This window comes from Pseudomonas sp. SAS7 (assembly GCF_052112345.1).
GTDB classification, from domain to species: domain Bacteria; phylum Pseudomonadota; class Gammaproteobacteria; order Pseudomonadales; family Pseudomonadaceae; genus Aquipseudomonas; species Aquipseudomonas putida_Q.
In genome coordinates this window covers 17,804-32,963 of the sequence record NZ_JBEGGO010000020.1, presented here as the reverse complement: position 1 = coordinate 32,963, position 15,160 = coordinate 17,804, and the positions used below count along the sequence as shown (strand labels likewise).

Genomic DNA, 15,160 nt, shown 5'->3' with positions numbered 1-15,160 from the left:
GACCCGCTTCGGGAAAAAGCGCTGCGGGCAAATACTTAGTTCAGCTATTTTGAAACTATCACGCAGGTGACATAAATAGTTGATATGGCGACATTCAACACTCGAAAGAGGGAAGTTAGTTCGAGAAAAGATGCTGGCTTAGTTTCGAAAGTGCACAGAGGCAATAAGCGCCGTGAATTCAGTAACTGTGTGGGTGTATAGCGTTATTTTGCGACACTTCATTGCCACATGTTCAGTGTGGACAAAGGCATCAGCATCCGACGGTGGTAGATCTGTCCAATGCCCAGGGTGGCATGGAGCAGATCTGCACGGATTAACAGTGCCTGTTCAGGTTCAGTGAGCACCTCCAGATGGAAAAATCCCGCCACTTTGACGCCGCCCCAATGGCTCTGAGGCCTGCAGCCATACCTGCATTCTATTGGCCGCCGTCATGACTAACACTTAAGCTGTCATTCGTCGGATATATGCCGAAAGTATTGCTAGCGTAATGGCACTTAGCCATAGTTGCGCTCCCATTTCTCCACACCCTGTGTGACACATGAAAACAATCGCGCCCTGCATGGCGGCAATGATGCTGCTCAGTGGGTGCAATGGAGTGCCAACGTCGTACGTTTCAGACCCCGTCTACAGCCAGGCTTTCGTGGTCACTTCTGGTGCACCGCTGCCGATGTTGCTGATGGCCAGCGCCATCCAGTGGAACGAGGATTACGCTGTAACCGCCAAACACACCCCCTTCCTGCGCAACGTGGTCCACGAGGGCCTCGGTGACGTAGTGTTCTTCAAGCACAAGGCCAGCAGCGTGCCGCACTGGCGCCAGTACGTGCCTGGGGAAGCCGTGACGGCGGTGGGTTTCAACAGTTTCATGATGCCGATGCAGGGCAAGGGCCATGCCCAGCCCTCACTGGTACGGCTTGAAGGTACGCCTGGCAGCGTCTTCTACTCAGTGCATGACGGCCCGATCACCAAGGGTATGTCGGGTGGGCCGGTGTTTGCCGATGACGGCAAGGTGGTGGGCATCAACGTGGCCATCATTCCCACCAGCGAGATCGACGCCGGCAAGCGGCCGGACCTGGCTGGCAAGGACCGCATCAGCGTGTTCATGTCGTTCAGCGAAATCGACAAGGAATGGCGACGCTATCAGTACCTGCTGGCGCACAAGACCAAGCCCCAGGCACCGGCTTCGGTCAAAGGCTACGTGGCGGTGGCCGCCAAGCCGTGAATCGGGGGGGCGGTGTTGGATAGAAAGCGGCCTATGATGTGAGGCTAATGGCCGCTTCGCGGGTAAACCCGCTCCCACCGGGCCTGCACACGATTTGAGTCTTATGCAGTACCTGTGGGTTTACCCGCGAAGGGGCCCGATCCGCCAGCGCAAGAGGGACCTGCCATGCACCTGACCCACCGCCCCATCGGGCCTGAAGACATCCCCGTCATCTGCAGCTTCCCGCAGAACCCGGACGAACTGTTCTACATGTTCCCCAAAGCCACCTACCCCCTCACCCCCGACCAGTTGAGCGACGCCATAGCCCAGCGCAGCGGCTCCACAGTGGTGGAAGGCAACGGTACTGTCCTGGCCTTTGCCAACTTCTACAAAGCCGAACACGGCGGCGCGTGTGCCCTTGGCAATGTGGTCGTGGCCCCTGCCGCCCGCGGCCATGGCGTAGCGCGTTACCTGGTAACGGCAATGATCGACCTCGCCCGCCAGCAGTACAGCGCCCGGGAGGTCTGGGTGTCATGCTTCAATCACAACACCGCCGGCCTGCTGCTTTATCCACAGCTGGGCTTCACACCGTTCGGCATCGAGCAGCGGCAGGCGTGGGACGGCACGCGGGTAGCGTTGGTGCAGATGAAGCAAATACTGACTTAACCGAGCTGGATCAGGGGGGCATTGCATGTGGCTGAACGAGAAGGTCCACACCCAGGGCACGAATGACCCTCAATACGGTGTCAAAACGAGGCTTCGCGCCAGGGCTCAGCGCCTTGTACAGGCTTTCTCTACCCAGCCCACTCTCTGTAGCAATATGTGTCATGCCTCGTGCACGAGCGATATGGCCAAGTGCTCGAATGATTTCCTCGGTATCGCCATCTGATAGCACCTGGCTAAGGTATTCACTGATTGACTCATCGCTGCTCAACAAGGCTGCCATATCAAACGGGATCGATTTTTCGCTCATTTCATCTCCTTCAGGAGCTTTCTGGCTTTGAGGATGTCGGCGGCCTGGGTCGACTTGTCGCCGCCGACCAGCAGTAAAACCAACCTCTGCCCCTTTTGCGTGAAATAGACGCGATAACCGGCAGCTACGTCGATGCGAAGCTCACCAATACCGCCTCCAAGCCACTTGAAGTCACCAAGATTGCCCGCCGCTGCTCGCTCCAGCCTACGACCTATCGCCAGCCTGGCCCTCAAATCTCTCAAGCTCGATAGCCAAGCGGCAAAGCTCTCCGTCTGTTCAACGAGAAACATCAAGTGGTCACCCAATCGTATCCTTATGGATACACCCATTCAAGGATTGAAGCGACCCACTCTGTCGTTTTCCAGCTAAATCAGGAATTCAGGCACATCTCATAAGCTGGTCGGATTTTTCCCTTTGTTTCAGCTACAAAATCCCTTGCAACATTCAACCCTCGAACCTTCGACGAGCCTCGACGTCCGATCCTGCATCCCCCGCGTTTCGAGGTGCCCCCGCGTGAAAGACATCATCACCCGCAAGTACCGCCTGGCCGTGAAGACCATCGGCTACATCGGCTGGTCGCTGTTCTGGCTGCTGATCTGGGATGTGCTGGTCACCATCGACTTCATGCTGTTCTTCAACAGCAAGTTCACCCTGCCGCTGATCCCATTGACCTTGCTGGGCTCGGCGCTGGTGGTGCTGGTGAGTTTTCGCAACAGCAGTGCCTACAACCGCTGGTGGGAGGCGCGCACGTTGTGGGGGGCGCTGGTGAACGGGTCGCGCAGCTTCGCCCGGCAGACGCTGACCCTGATCGATGACCCGGATGATGGCCTGAACCCGGTCAAGGCCACACTGCTGCGCAGGCATATCGCCTATGTGAACTGCCTGGCGGCGCACTTGAAGGGGGAACGCTGCCCGGACGAGCTGATGGCCTTCATCCCGCCCGCGGAGTTCGAACGCCGCAACCGTTCGAACAACTTCGCCAATGACATTCTCGGCGGTTCGGCGGCCTTGCTGGCGCGGGAATACAAGGCCGGGCGGCTGGACAGCATTCGCCTGGCCCGGCTGGAGTCGACGCTGGTGGACCTGTCCAATGCCCAGGGTGGCATGGAGCGGATTGCCAACACACCGCTGCCCTACCCTTACGTGTATTTTCCGCGGCTGTTCATTACCTTGTTCTGCCTGATCGTGCCGGTGGGGCTGGTGGAGTCGCTGGGCTGGTTTACACCGCTGGCATCGACCGTGGTGGGGTTCATGCTGCTGGCTATCGAGCGGATCGGCACGGATTTGCAGAGCCCGTTCCGTTTCAGTGAACACCAGATCCAGATGGATACCATTTGCGAGACGATCGAGCGGAACCTGGAGTCGATGCAGCGGGAGGCGCAGTGTGCCGAGGCGGTGGATGCCTGAGGAATTTTGGGGCTGCCTTGCAGCCCCTTCTATGTGTCAGGCCCGCACATAACGCTGGCGCAATACGTCACTCAACACATCCACCAGCAACACCAGCACCAGCATCCCGATGATCACCGTGCTGGCCTGGGCCTCCTGGAACAGGCTCAAGGTGGTGTACAACATCTGCCCCAAACCACCCGCCCCGACAAACCCCAGCACGCTGGCCATGCGGATGTTGTTCTCCCAGCGGTACAAGCTGTAGGCCAGCAATTGCGGCCACAGATTGGGCAAGGTACCAAAGCAGAACGCCGCCACCTGGCTGCCGCCCTGCAGGCGGATAGCCGCTGCCGGCTCTGGCGGTGCGTTCTCCAGCGCCTCGGCAAACAACCGCCCCAGCACGCCAGCGGTATGCAGCGCCAGGGCCAGGGTACCCGCATTGGGGCCAAGGCCTGCCGCCAACACCGTCAGCGCCGCCCACACCAGTTCAGGGATGGCCCGCAGGGCATTCAGCAACAACCGCGCCGCGCCCTGCAACGGCCAGCCGAAGCGCCCCGCCGCCGGCAGCGCCAGCAACATCCCCAGCACCATCGCCAACAAGGTGCCCAGGCCAGACATGGCCAGGGTCTCCAGCGCCCCTCGCCACACTGCCTTCAGGTGATCGGCAGACAGGTCCGGGTGCAGGAAGCGCCCGGCATACTCACCCATCTGCCCCAGCCCGCCGTTGCCTACCAGTGCGCGCAGGTCCAGTTCCAGGTAAGCAAACGAGGCCACCACCGCCACCGCGATGGCGCCAAGCAGCAACAAATTGATGGCGCGGTTCATGCCAGCCTCCAGCGCAGCAGGCGGCTGAGCAAGTCGGCCAGCATCACCAGCAGCAGGAATGTCAGCAGCATGCTCGCCACTTGCGCCCCGGCGAACATGCGCATCGACAGGTCGATCTGCTGGCCCAGCCCGCCAGCACCGACAAAGCCCATCACCACAGAAGCCCGCACCGCGCACTCCCAGCGGTACACGGTGTATGACACCACTTCCGATGCAGCATTGGGCAGGATGCCGTAGAGAAACGCCGCCAGCCGGCCACTGCCCGCCTGCAGCAAGGCATGGGCCGGGCGCTGGTCGACCGACTCGAAGATTTCGGCGTAGACCTTGCCGAGCATGCCGCTGTAGGTGATGGCGATCGCCAGCACGCCCGCCGTTGGCCCCAGCCCCACGGCCCGCACAAACAGCAGCGCCCAGACAATTTCCGGCACGCTGCGCAAAAAGATCAGCAACCCGCGCACCGGTAGGCGCAGCAAGCGCGACCACAACCCGGCACGTCCGCCGCGGGACGCGGCACGCAACGACAGGGCGCGGCTGGCCATCAGCCCGGCCGGCACTGCCAGCAGCAATGCCAACGCCATGCCGGCGGTGGCCACGGCCAGGGTTTGCAGCGTGGCTTCGTACAGCAATGCGAGAAAGTCGGCATCGTGTGCCGGTGGCCAAAAGGCACTGGTGAAACTGGCGATCTGCTGTCGGTTCTCAGCCTGCAACAGCACCCACGGGTTCAGCTCGCTCAACTGAATGCCAGGCCACAGCACGACCACGGCCAGCAAGGCCAGCAGCAACCGCGGCAGCAGGGCCGGGTCGCGGGTATCAGCCTTCAGCATCGCGGTATCTGCACGGTCAGGGTCGGACCCTGGGTTGGCGGCGAAGCCAGTTGTTCGTTGGCGTACAGCGCATCCAGCATGGGTTGGGTGACCGCATCGGCCGGGCAGTCAAACACCACCTGCCCCTCGCGGATACCGATCACCCGCGGGAAATGCGCCAGCGCCAGCTCCACGGCATGCAGGCTCGCCACCAGCGTCACGCCGTTGGCCTGGGCATGGCGGTTGAGCAACGCCAGGCTGTGGTCGGCCAGTACCGGGTCCATGGCAGACACCGGCTCATCGGTCAGCAGCACCTGCGGCCGCTGGTACAGCGCCCGGGCAATGCCCACGCGCTGCAACTGGCCACCGGACAATTGCCCACACTGCACGAACAGTTTGTCGGCCAGCCCCAGCTCCGCTAAAACCTGCCGTGCCCCCGGTACATCGCCGGGGTACAGCAGATTGAGTAAGCTGCGCATCACCCCCCACTGCCCCAGGCGGCCGGCCAGTACTGCGGTCACCACACGTTGGCGTGGCGGCAAGGGCGGCGCCTGATGCACCAGGCCGACCCGCGCGCGCAGGCGCTGGCGTGCTCGGGCTGACAACGTCCAAGGCTGCTCGCCGAGCAACTCCAGGCGCCCGCCGCTGGGCTGGATGGCCGTGGCCATCAGGTGCAGCAAGCTCGACTTGCCCGCCCCCGACGGCCCGATGATGGCGACTCGCTCGCCCTGCTCGATGCGCAGGCTTACCGCGTCAAGCGCGCGGACCTGGCCATGGCGCAGGCTGGCACCGTGCAGATGGATGGCTACATTCGAAGCAGTCACTTGAGCAGGCCGGCCTCGCGTGCGGCTTGCTCGGTGCCCTCGTAGTTCTCGGGCTTGGTTTCGATGAAGCGGCTGGCAGCCTGCAGGTCCAGAATCGCTTTGTGCTCCGGGTTGGCCGGGTCGAGGTCAAGGAAGGCTTTCTTGATCTTCTCCTTCAACGCCGGGTCCATGTTGCCGCGCACGGTCCAGTTGTAGTCGAAGTAGGTAGGCGTGGTGGCAAACACCTTCACCTTGTTGGTATCCACCTTGCCGGCATCCACCAGCTTTTGCCACACGCTGGCGTTGAGCACGCCACCCTCTACCTTGCCGGCCTGTACCCAGGCCACGGTGGCGTCATGGGCGCCGGAATAAGCCACGCGGCTGAAGTACGCTTCAGGCTTGATGTTGTCCTGCTTGAGCATGAAGTAACGCGGCATCAGGCTGCCGGAGGTGGACGAAATGGAACCGAAGGCAAACGACTTGCCCTTGAGGTCGGCCAGGCTCTTCACGTCGGGGTTGGCAGTAATGAACTTGGAGGTGAATTGCGCGTCCTGCTCGCGCTGCACCAGCGGCGTGGCAGTCGGGTCCTTCAGGTGTACCTGGACAAAAGTGAAACCACCCAGCCAGGCGAGGTCGAGGCGGTCGGCGGCCAGCGACTCGACCACCGCCGGGTAATCAGCCACCGGTACGAACTTCACTTCCATGCCCAGTTGCTTGGCCAGGTACTCACCCAGTGGCTTGAACTTGCGCTGCAGCTCGGTCGGCGCTTCGTCGGGGATGGCGCTGACCCGCAGGGTTTCAGCGGCCTGTACGACAACGGCACAGCAAGACAGCACGAGGCCGGCGGCGAGCGCCAGGGGGCGTTTGAGCATGGGTGTTCTCCGGTTCAATAGCGGGGAAGTGCCGACAAATCCGCCGACATCGGGAATTATAAGAGGCAAGGGCCCAAAGGCCAGCTTTGCTACAATCGCGCAACAATTTGACCAGCTGAGGTACACATGAGCGAGCCGATTCGCCTGACCCAGTACAGCCATGGTGCCGGCTGTGGCTGCAAGATTTCCCCCAAGGTGCTGGACGTGATCCTCGCCGAAAGCGGCACCCAGGCCCTGGACCCTAAACTGTGGGTCGGCAACGCGTCACGCGACGATGCAGCAGTGTACGCGCTGGACGATGAGCGCGGTGTGGTCTCGACCACCGACTTCTTCATGCCGATCGTCGATGACCCGTACGACTTCGGCCGCATCGCCGCCACCAACGCCATCAGCGACATCTACGCCATGGGCGGCGACCCGCTGATGGCCATCGCCATTCTTGGCTGGCCAGTCAACGTGCTGCCACCGGAAGTGGCCCGTGAAGTGATCCGTGGCGGCCGCGCCGTGTGCGCCGAAGCCGGTATCCCGCTGGCGGGTGGCCACTCCATCGACGCCCCCGAGCCAATCTTCGGCCTAGCCGTCACCGGTGTGGTCAGCAAGCGCCACCTCAAGCGCAACGACACCGCCACTGCAGGCTGCCAGCTGTACCTGACCAAGCCCCTGGGCATCGGCATCCTCACCACCGCCGAGAAAAAGACCAAGCTGCGCGAGCAGGACCAGGGCCTGGCGCGCGACTGGATGTGCACCCTCAACACCCCCGGCAGCCGCTTCGGCAAGCTCGACGGGGTCCAGGCCATGACCGATGTCACCGGCTTCGGCCTGCTCGGCCACCTGGTCGAGCTGGCCGAAGGCAGCGGCCTCACCGCGCACCTGGACTACGCCGCGGTACCGCGTCTGCCCAGTGTCGACCACTACCTGGCCGAGGGCTGCATCCCCGGTGGGACCCTGCGCAACTACGAAAGCTACGGGCACAAGATCGGCGCCCTCAACGACGACCAGAAACACCTGCTGTGCGACCCGCAGACCAGCGGCGGCCTGCTGGTGGCGGTTGCGCCGGAAGGTGAAACCGAGTTCCTCGCCGTAGCTGCCGAACTTGGCCTGCAACTGTCGCCTATCGGCAAGCTGGTCGAGCGACAGAGCCACGCGGTCGAGGTGATCTGATGCGCCCCGACTGCACCGACTTCCGTCAGCTGTTCCTCGACGACGTGCCGATGATGGACATGCGCGCGCCTGTCGAATTCGCCAAAGGCGCCTTCCCTGGCGTGGTCAACCTGCCGCTGATGAACGACCAGGAGCGGCAGAAGGTCGGCACCTGCTTCAAACAGCAGGGCCAGGCGGCCGCCATCGCCCTAGGTCACCAACTGGTCAGCGGCGCCACCAAGCAGGCGCGGATGGACGCTTGGGTGGCGTTTGCCCAGGCCCACCCGCAAGGTTACCTGTACTGCTTCCGGGGCGGCCTGCGTTCGCAGATCGTGCAGGGTTGGCTGCGCGATGAGGCAGGCATTCAGTACCCGCGTGTCAATGGTGGCTACAAGGCCATGCGCACCTTCCTGCTGGAGACTACCCAGCAGGCGGTGGCGCAATGCGATTTTGTGCTGCTGGGCGGCCTGACCGGTACCGGCAAGACCGATGTGCTGCACCAGCTGGACAACGTGCTCGACCTGGAAGGCCACGCCAACCATCGCGGTTCCAGCTTCGGCAAACGTGCCACCGCACAACCGGCGCAGATCGATTTCGAAAACCAGCTGGCCATCGATGTGCTGAAAAAGCGCGCCCGCGGCTGCGAGCAGTTCGTGCTGGAAGATGAAGGCCGCATTGTCGGCAGCTGCACGGTGCCACTGGAGTTGTATCAGGGTATGCAGCAGTACCCGCTGGTGTGGCTGGAAGACAGCTTCGCCAACCGCGTGGAGCGCATCTTGCGCGACTACGTGGTCAACCTGAGTGCCGAGTTTATCGGCGTGCATGGCGAAGAGGATGGCCGCCGGTTGTTTGCCGAGCGCATGCTGCAAAGCATGGCCAACATCTGCAAGCGCTTGGGTGGGGAGCGCTATCAGCGGCTTTCGCAGATCCTGCGCCTCGCCCTTGAGGAGCAACAGCGCAGCGGCGCGGTGGACCTGCACCGGGGCTGGATCGAAGGCTTGCTGAACGAGTACTACGACCCGATGTATGCCTACCAGCGTGCGGCCAAGGCAGAGCGTATCGAGTTTGCCGGGGATGCCGTTGAAGTGCGCGAATACCTCAAGGCCCGGGCGCTGCGCGAGCCCCGTAAATAAAGCCATGACGCGTGCGATTTTTGTAGTAGCGGCCTTGCGTCGCGAAAGGGCCGCAAAGCGGCCCCCGACTTCAGCATCATGGCGAAAATTGCCGGGGCTGCTGTGCAGCCCTTTCGCGGCACAAGGCCGCTCCTACACGCGGCCAGTCTTCCCTGACATGGCCTCACTGCCCTGGGCTGAGCACCCGTTCCAGCTCCGCCGCCCGGTCGCGGGTCATGTCCATCAGGCATGACCCACCCTCCAGCTGCGCCATGGTCCCGCCACTGGCCTGCACATGGAACTGGCAATTGCCATCGCGGTAGGCAAGCCATTTACGCTGCACATCCCGCAAGCTTTTCTGCTGCCCGGCATCCAGCTTGCCCATCAACTGCTTGTACACCCGGTTCAGACGCTGGTCCTGCACGTGCGTCTCGGCCTGGATGCACTCGCTCATTGCGACGGTGCTGGAGGCCTTGTCCATGCACTGTGCGTAGGCCGGCGTGTAATCGTCCGCCACGGCCAGCGGCAAAACGCAGGCCAGCGCCAGGCCTGTCAGGCAATGCTTGATCATGCAACCCCTCCTTGCGGGTATCAAAACGACTGCGGCTGTTCTGGCGGCATCAGCACATTGCCTGGGTGGAAGCGCAACGATGGCATCTGCGTGGCCGAATAAAGCGCCACGCCCAGCGCCGCAATCAACGCCACATCCAGCCAGTTCCAGCCCGGCATGTCGTCGGCGCTACTTGCTTTCCAGCAATGCCAGGCCTGCCCCAGGCAGAACACCACAATGGCCGCCAGCCACAGATAGAAACCAGTACCAAAACCGGTCAGGTCGTGAAACTCATAGCTTTGGTTGTCGGGCAGGCGGGTGATGCCGAAACTGCTGGCCGCCAGGTACGCAGCCGCCAACCCGGCCAGCAATGCCAGGCGGCGGAACCGCCGATGGGCAAGAATGGCCAGGGCCAGCAGCGGGTTGGCAAACCATTGGTACAAGCCGAACGGCATGCCCCACGGCCCGTACAGCAACATCTGCAGGGCCGGCATGTGGCGTGCGCCGCTCATCAGCGCGCCATCGAAAAACAGGGCGAGCAGATACAGCAGCAGGCTGATGCTCAAGTAGAAAACGGGCAAGGGGCACACCTGGAGGAAACGGGACAGCCTACGACCATAACCCAGGCCCTGCCCCGCTTCCAGACCCTCAATAGGTGCCGCGCAGGGTTACCATGAAGTTGCGTGGTTCACCGTAGAAGTTGCCATAGGTCGAAGTACCCACAGTTTCGTAGTACTTCTTGTCGAACAGGTTGTTGCCATTGAGCGTGACGTTCCAGTGGTCATCGACGCGGTACTCGACCAGGGCGTTCCAGATCGCATAGCCGCTCTGATCGAAGTCGAAGGGCACATTGCGCTCCGCCACTGCGCCATTGCTGTCATAGCGGTTCACCGTCCCGGAGGTGTAGGTGGCACTTTGCACCTGCACGCCGCCACCGACTTTGAAGTCGCTGAAGATGCCCGGCAGGCGGTAGGTGGTGTACAGCTTGAACAGGTGCTTGGGCATAACCGTGCTCAGCGGGGCGTCGGCGCTGCGGTTGCGATTGAGGTTGAAGGTGTAGCCACCCACCAGCATCCAGTCTGGCAACAGCTCGCCGGACAGCTCCATGTCGATGCCCTTGCTCACCACCTTGCCATTGGACACGTAGCAGCAACTGCCAGAGAAGCCGGCATTTGTCGCCGCGAAGTTCGGGTCCTGCACCGCCTCGTTTTCGCGGGTGGTGTAGTACAGCGCCAGGCTGGCGTTGAGCGCGCCGTTGAACAGTTCGCCCTTGAGGCCGGTTTCGTAGGTTTTGCCGGTCATGGGTTCAAGCGGCGAGCCTGTTCCTGCCGGGCCGCTGATCCTGCTGGACTGTGGTTTGTAGATTTCCGAGTAGCTGGCATAGGCCGACCACTGATCGTCCAGGTCGTAGACCAGGCCACCAAACGGCGTGACCTTGGTGCCGATGCGCTGCTCGGGGCTGGAAATGCTGGCCGGCGTCACAAGGTTGTTGGTGTAGGTCTGCCAGAAGTGGAAGCGCTGGGCACGCGCACCGACTATCAGGTGCAGCGGCTCGGCAAGCTGCAGGCGCAGGCTGCCATACAAACCATACTGGCGCTGCGAGTTGGGGCTGTAGTCGCGCTTGTAGTCACGTCCATTCCCAGGGTCGTCAAAGGCCGAACTGTCGGGGTCAAACACATTGGCCGGCGAGCCCGATGCGGCAAAAGGCGCGGTGCCCAGCCAGCGGCTGTCGATCTTCTGATAGTCGGCGCCGAACACCACTTCATGGTCCAGACCAAAGGCCTGGAAGTGGCCGGAGACATTACTGTCGTACAAGTGCTGCTCGTTCTCCTGGCGGGTCGACGTGCCGTACCAGGTTGCCCCGGTATTGGTCACCGGGTCCACCGCATTGAGTGTTGTGGCGCTCTTGAACAGCCCGAGGTCCCAGGTGTTGGTGTAGCTGAGGTTGAGCTTCCAGTCGTCGTTGAAGCGGTGGTCGACCTTGGCGAAGTACTCGCGTGCGGTGGCATCGAGGTAAGCCCAGTTCCGGGTCAGGCCGGTATGCCGTGGCAAGTTCAGGTCGGCACCATTGCTGTAGCGGGGCACCGCGCTGTTGGTGCCGTTTTCGTGGGACTTGTTGTAGCGGGCACCGAAGGTGAGCATGGTGTCGTCGGTAACGTCCGCTTCAAGCACACCGTACACCAGCGGGCGCTCGGTGGAGCGGTTGTCCGTGAAATACTGGCGATCGGTGTTGGACATCACCAGGCGTCCACGCAGGCGGCCATCCCAGCCTAGCGGGCCGGAGAGGTCGAACTCCTGGCGGTAGTTGTCCCAGCTGCCGGCCGACAGGGTCAGCTTGAGCTGGTTGTAGGCAGTCGGCCGCTTGCGCACCATGTTGATGATGCCGCCCGGGTCGCCCGAGCCGCCATACAGCGCAGCGGTACCGCGCAGCACCTCGATGTGGTCGAACTCGGCCAGCTCGAAGATGTTGGACGAATAGAACGAGCCCATCGCGGTACCCAATGCCTGTGGCGCAGCGCCGTCGATCTGCAGGTTCTGGATGCTGAAGCCGCGTGAAAGGAAGTCCTGGGTGCGGAAGGTGGTGCTCTGGGTGACGATGCCCGGCGTCACTTTCATCGCCTGGTTGATGTCGGTCAGTTGCTGGTCTTCGATCAGCTGTCGGGTCACCGTCGACACCGATTGCGGGGTCTGGCGCAGGCTGGTCGGGGTTTTGGAGCCGACGCTGATCAGGCCCGGGGCATACGAGCCGGTGTTCTCGGTACTCTCACCCATGCCTTGCCCGGCCACGGTGGTAACGCCCAGTTCCATCGCGTCACCGCTCACGGCCGCCTGCGGCTCGGCCACCAGCCGGTAGCCGTTGTCGCTGCGCTCCACCCGGTAATCACTGCCAGCCAGCAACACGGCAAAACCGCTGTCCACCGAATACAGGCCGTGCAGGCCACTACTTTGCAGCCCGGTCAGCGCTTCGGGGGTGAAGGCCAGCGATACGGCGGCTTGCTGGGCATACCTGCCAAGGGCCTCGGCCAGGTTGCCGGCGGGCACGTCGAAGCTACGGCGGGCGGCCTCCTCGGCCACGGCCGGCAGGGCTGCAACAGATAGGGCCAGCCCAGCGCAGGACAGGCGCAAGGCCAGGGCTAGTGGGCTGAGGACGGGGTGGCCAGGGAATCGGCGCATGGTGGATCGGCTCCTTGTTCTTGATCGGTTGGCCTCTTGTTTGACGGGCCACTGCGCAGAAGCGGAACCACCTTTATCAATTTTCTCGCGGGGCTGGCTCGACCGTGGTCCACCAGCGGCCAAAACCGCCGATACGAATCGGCAGCGCCTCGGCCAGCAGGCGCAGGGCGCGCTCGCTGTCATCCAGCGGCAGCACCGCCGAAACCTTGATGGCCTGCATGGCCTGGCGGTCGAAGCGCAGCACGCCGCGTCGCTGTTGCGACAACGCGTCCAGCACCTGATCGAGCGGCACGCCTTCGGCCACCAGTTGGTGGTGCTGCCAGGCCCGGTCTACCCGCGCCGGGTCGATGGCCGGCAGCGGTCCAAGCCCGTCGCGTGCCACCCAGGCGCGTTCACCCCGCCCGGCGACCAGCTGATCACCGGACACCGCACTGCGCGCCTCGACCCTGGATTCGAGCATGGTCAGCTCGCTGCGTGCGTTACCTTGGCTGACCACGAAGCGGGTACCCAGCGCCTTGAAGCTGCCCTCATCGGTTTGCACTACGAACGGCCGCGTCGGGTCATGGCTGACATCCACCAGCACCTGGCCATGCAGCAGGCGGATGCGCCGCTCGCCAGCGCTGAATTGCACATCCACGGCAGAATTGCCCGCCAACGTCAGCTGCGAGCCATCTGCCAGGGTTTCGCTGTGCCACTCGGCCGGCGCGGTGTGCAGGTCGGCCAGCCAGTCCGTTGGCGATACCCCGGCAAGCGGCAAGGCGCCCAGCAACGAGGCCGCCAGCACTAGGCCGAGCAAGGTCCGCCGCGCCCCCGAGCGTGGCGTCGAAGGCTGTAACCCGGCGCGCAACCCGGCGCCCACCGGCCCGCGTTGCTGACGCAGCGCCTGGACTTGGCTGATCACCCCCTGCATGCGGCGCAAGGTGGCGCCGTGGCGCGGGTCGGCCTGCAGCCAGGCCTCAAGTTCGCACGCATCAGCGGCATCCAGTTCGCCTTCGCCCAGGCACAGGGCCCACTCGGCAGCCTCCTGTTCGATGCGGGACGGGTTCACGGTGCGGCAATGTCCAGCGTGCGGTGGCAGTGGATAAGCGCTTGGGCCAGGTACTTGCGCACCATGCGCGGGGAAATCTGCAGGCGCTCGGCAATCTGTGTCTGGGTCAGGTCGTCCAGGTAGTAACCCACGAACGCTTCACGTGCATTTGCATGCAGGCCTTCGAGCAGGAAGGCGATCTGCTCCAATGCCTCAAGGGTGATGAGGATGCTCTCGGGGGACTGGTGCCCTTCCAGCGCCTCGGCAGCCTGGGCCAGTTCACCGAGGTAGGCCGCTTCGATCTGCTGCCGGCGTACCCGGTCGATCAGCAGCCGGCGCGCCGTGGTGCTGAGGTAGGCGCGTGGCTCGCGCATGCCCAGCAGGGCATCACGCGAAGCCAGGATACGCACGAAAGTGTCCTGGGCCAGGTCGGCTGCGCTGTGCGAACAGCGCAGCTTGCGGCGTAGCCAGCTGAACAGCCAGCCGTGGTGCTCGCTGTACAGCTGTTCAAGCGGGTACGGGCTGGTTGAGTCGGCTACGGGCATGGGGTACCGGGACACAAGTGAGAATTGTTCCCGAATAGTAGCTATTCGCCGTAAGACTATGCAACAGGTGGTTCAAGCAACAACCCGTAGATACCCGAGTCGGACAGCTCGCCGGCTACGCACCAACGCGCCCGCAGCGTGCCTTCAAGCACGAAGCCCTGGCGTTCGAGGGTACGCGCCGAGCCTTGGTTACGCGGGTCGATCTCCCCTTCCAGGCGCCGCATGTGCAGGGTGTGGGCGAGGTAGTCGATGAAGCAGGTCAATGCTTCGTCCATGTAGCCCCTGCCCTGCACGGCACTGGCCAGGCAGTAGCCGATTTCGCCGCGGCGGGACACATCGTCGATGTTGAACAGCTGCACCATGCCGATGAGCTCACCATTGTCACGGCGATACATGCCGAGCTTGAGCTGGTCGCCATTGGCATAGGCTTCGCGGTCGGCGGCCAGGGCGCTTTCGGCTTCGGCCAGATCTTGCCAGGGTGCATGGTGCCAATAACGCATGACCTCGGGATCGGCCATGATCGCCAGCCATTGCGCGGCATCGGCATGGCGCATGGGGCGCAAGTGCAAGCGCGGGCTGTCGAGGCAGAGGTCACTGGGGAAACTGCGGGGTGGGGTCACGCCGGATCTCCTGTCCATTGCTGGGGAGATGACAGTTTAACGTCAAGTGCCACCGTGAAGCATCCGCCAGTTTCCCAGCCACTGTCTGCAGACACCAATCACAGCCGCTTTTCGTGGATTTAAAGCGACCTG

The 15,160-nt window shown here is 63.0% G+C and carries 17 protein-coding genes; 5 read left to right on the top strand and 12 right to left on the bottom strand.

What is annotated here, in order from left to right; all coding sequences use genetic code 11:
- The first annotated feature begins 571 nt into the window (after positions 1–571).
- Both ABI582_RS25385 and ABI582_RS25380 read left to right on the top strand, forming a co-directional pair.
- Complete coding sequence (locus tag ABI582_RS25385) at positions 572–1,219, top strand: trypsin-like peptidase domain-containing protein (protein WP_442120660.1); 648 nt, start codon at positions 572–574, stop codon at positions 1,217–1,219.
- A 165-nt stretch (positions 1,220–1,384) separates the two neighbouring features.
- Positions 1,385–1,864: a GNAT family N-acetyltransferase gene (locus tag ABI582_RS25380; RefSeq protein WP_442120628.1), complete on the top strand. Its 480-nt coding sequence runs from the start codon at positions 1,385–1,387 to the stop codon at positions 1,862–1,864.
- A 10-nt stretch (positions 1,865–1,874) separates the two neighbouring features.
- Here ABI582_RS25380 and ABI582_RS25375 read toward each other — a convergent pair whose 3' ends face one another.
- Together ABI582_RS25375 and ABI582_RS25370 are read right to left on the bottom strand one after the other, a co-directional pair.
- A complete protein-coding gene (locus tag ABI582_RS25375; RefSeq protein ID WP_442120627.1) occupies positions 1,875–2,171 on the bottom strand; it encodes an addiction module antidote protein in 297 nt (98 codons plus the stop codon).
- Entirely contained in the window at positions 2,168–2,461 is a 294-nt protein-coding gene (locus ABI582_RS25370) for a type II toxin-antitoxin system RelE/ParE family toxin (protein WP_019472637.1), read from the bottom strand. The genes ABI582_RS25375 and ABI582_RS25370 overlap by 4 nt, the downstream gene beginning before the upstream one ends.
- Positions 2,462–2,684: 223 nt before the next feature.
- On the opposite strand from ABI582_RS25370, the gene ABI582_RS25365 reads away from it, so the two are divergent.
- A complete protein-coding gene (locus tag ABI582_RS25365; protein WP_442120626.1) occupies positions 2,685–3,578 on the top strand; it encodes a bestrophin family protein in 894 nt (297 codons plus the stop codon).
- Between the two features lie 36 nt (positions 3,579–3,614).
- Here ABI582_RS25365 and phnE read toward each other — a convergent pair whose 3' ends face one another.
- The 4 genes from phnE to ABI582_RS25345 are packed head-to-tail and all read right to left on the bottom strand — an operon-like array spanning position 3,615 to position 6,860.
- Positions 3,615–4,382 (bottom strand): phosphonate ABC transporter, permease protein PhnE, encoded by a 768-nt coding sequence (phnE, locus tag ABI582_RS25360; protein WP_016501416.1) that lies wholly within the window; start codon positions 4,380–4,382, stop codon positions 3,615–3,617.
- Positions 4,379–5,206, bottom strand: coding sequence for a PhnE/PtxC family ABC transporter permease (locus ABI582_RS25355; protein WP_258911700.1), 828 nt, complete (start codon positions 5,204–5,206; stop codon positions 4,379–4,381). Before ABI582_RS25355 ends, phnE begins: the two co-directional genes overlap by 4 nt.
- Positions 5,200–6,009 carry a phosphonate ABC transporter ATP-binding protein gene (locus ABI582_RS25350; RefSeq protein WP_442120625.1) on the bottom strand — a complete coding sequence of 270 codons (810 nt, stop codon included), beginning with the start codon at positions 6,007–6,009 and terminating at the stop codon, positions 5,200–5,202. Before ABI582_RS25350 ends, ABI582_RS25355 begins: the two co-directional genes overlap by 7 nt.
- Entirely contained in the window at positions 6,006–6,860 is an 855-nt protein-coding gene (locus ABI582_RS25345; protein ID WP_442120624.1) for a putative selenate ABC transporter substrate-binding protein, read from the bottom strand. Before ABI582_RS25345 ends, ABI582_RS25350 begins: the two co-directional genes overlap by 4 nt.
- 126 nt (positions 6,861–6,986) lie before the next feature.
- Here ABI582_RS25345 and selD point away from each other — a divergent pair, with 126 nt between their 5' ends.
- Positions 6,987–8,021 carry a selenide, water dikinase SelD gene (gene selD / locus ABI582_RS25340; protein WP_442120623.1) on the top strand — a complete coding sequence of 345 codons (1,035 nt, stop codon included), beginning with the start codon at positions 6,987–6,989 and terminating at the stop codon, positions 8,019–8,021.
- Positions 8,021–9,133, top strand: a complete 1,113-nt coding sequence (gene mnmH, locus ABI582_RS25335) for a tRNA 2-selenouridine(34) synthase MnmH (protein WP_442120622.1) — start codon at positions 8,021–8,023, stop codon at positions 9,131–9,133. The genes selD and mnmH overlap by 1 nt, the downstream gene beginning before the upstream one ends.
- 163 nt (positions 9,134–9,296) lie before the next feature.
- Here mnmH and ABI582_RS25330 read toward each other — a convergent pair whose 3' ends face one another.
- The 6 genes from ABI582_RS25330 to ABI582_RS25305 form a co-directional block, all read right to left on the bottom strand.
- Positions 9,297–9,683 (bottom strand): lysozyme inhibitor LprI family protein, encoded by a 387-nt coding sequence (locus ABI582_RS25330; RefSeq protein WP_442120621.1) that lies wholly within the window; start codon positions 9,681–9,683, stop codon positions 9,297–9,299.
- Between the two features lie 20 nt (positions 9,684–9,703).
- Positions 9,704–10,243 (bottom strand): hypothetical protein, encoded by a 540-nt coding sequence (locus ABI582_RS25325; protein WP_442120620.1) that lies wholly within the window; start codon positions 10,241–10,243, stop codon positions 9,704–9,706.
- Between the two features lie 67 nt (positions 10,244–10,310).
- Positions 10,311–12,836 (bottom strand): TonB-dependent siderophore receptor, encoded by a 2,526-nt coding sequence (locus ABI582_RS25320; protein ID WP_442120619.1) that lies wholly within the window; start codon positions 12,834–12,836, stop codon positions 10,311–10,313.
- A gap of 76 nt (positions 12,837–12,912) precedes the next feature.
- Complete coding sequence (locus tag ABI582_RS25315; RefSeq protein WP_442120618.1) at positions 12,913–13,884, bottom strand: FecR family protein; 972 nt, start codon at positions 13,882–13,884, stop codon at positions 12,913–12,915.
- Positions 13,881–14,408 (bottom strand): sigma-70 family RNA polymerase sigma factor, encoded by a 528-nt coding sequence (locus ABI582_RS25310; protein ID WP_442120617.1) that lies wholly within the window; start codon positions 14,406–14,408, stop codon positions 13,881–13,883. The genes ABI582_RS25315 and ABI582_RS25310 overlap by 4 nt, the downstream gene beginning before the upstream one ends.
- A 56-nt stretch (positions 14,409–14,464) precedes the next feature.
- The gene (locus ABI582_RS25305; protein ID WP_016501424.1) at positions 14,465–15,028 is read right to left on the bottom strand and encodes a GNAT family N-acetyltransferase; all 564 of its coding nucleotides are present in this window, start codon (positions 15,026–15,028) and stop codon (positions 14,465–14,467) included.
- Positions 15,029–15,160 lie beyond the last annotated feature (132 nt).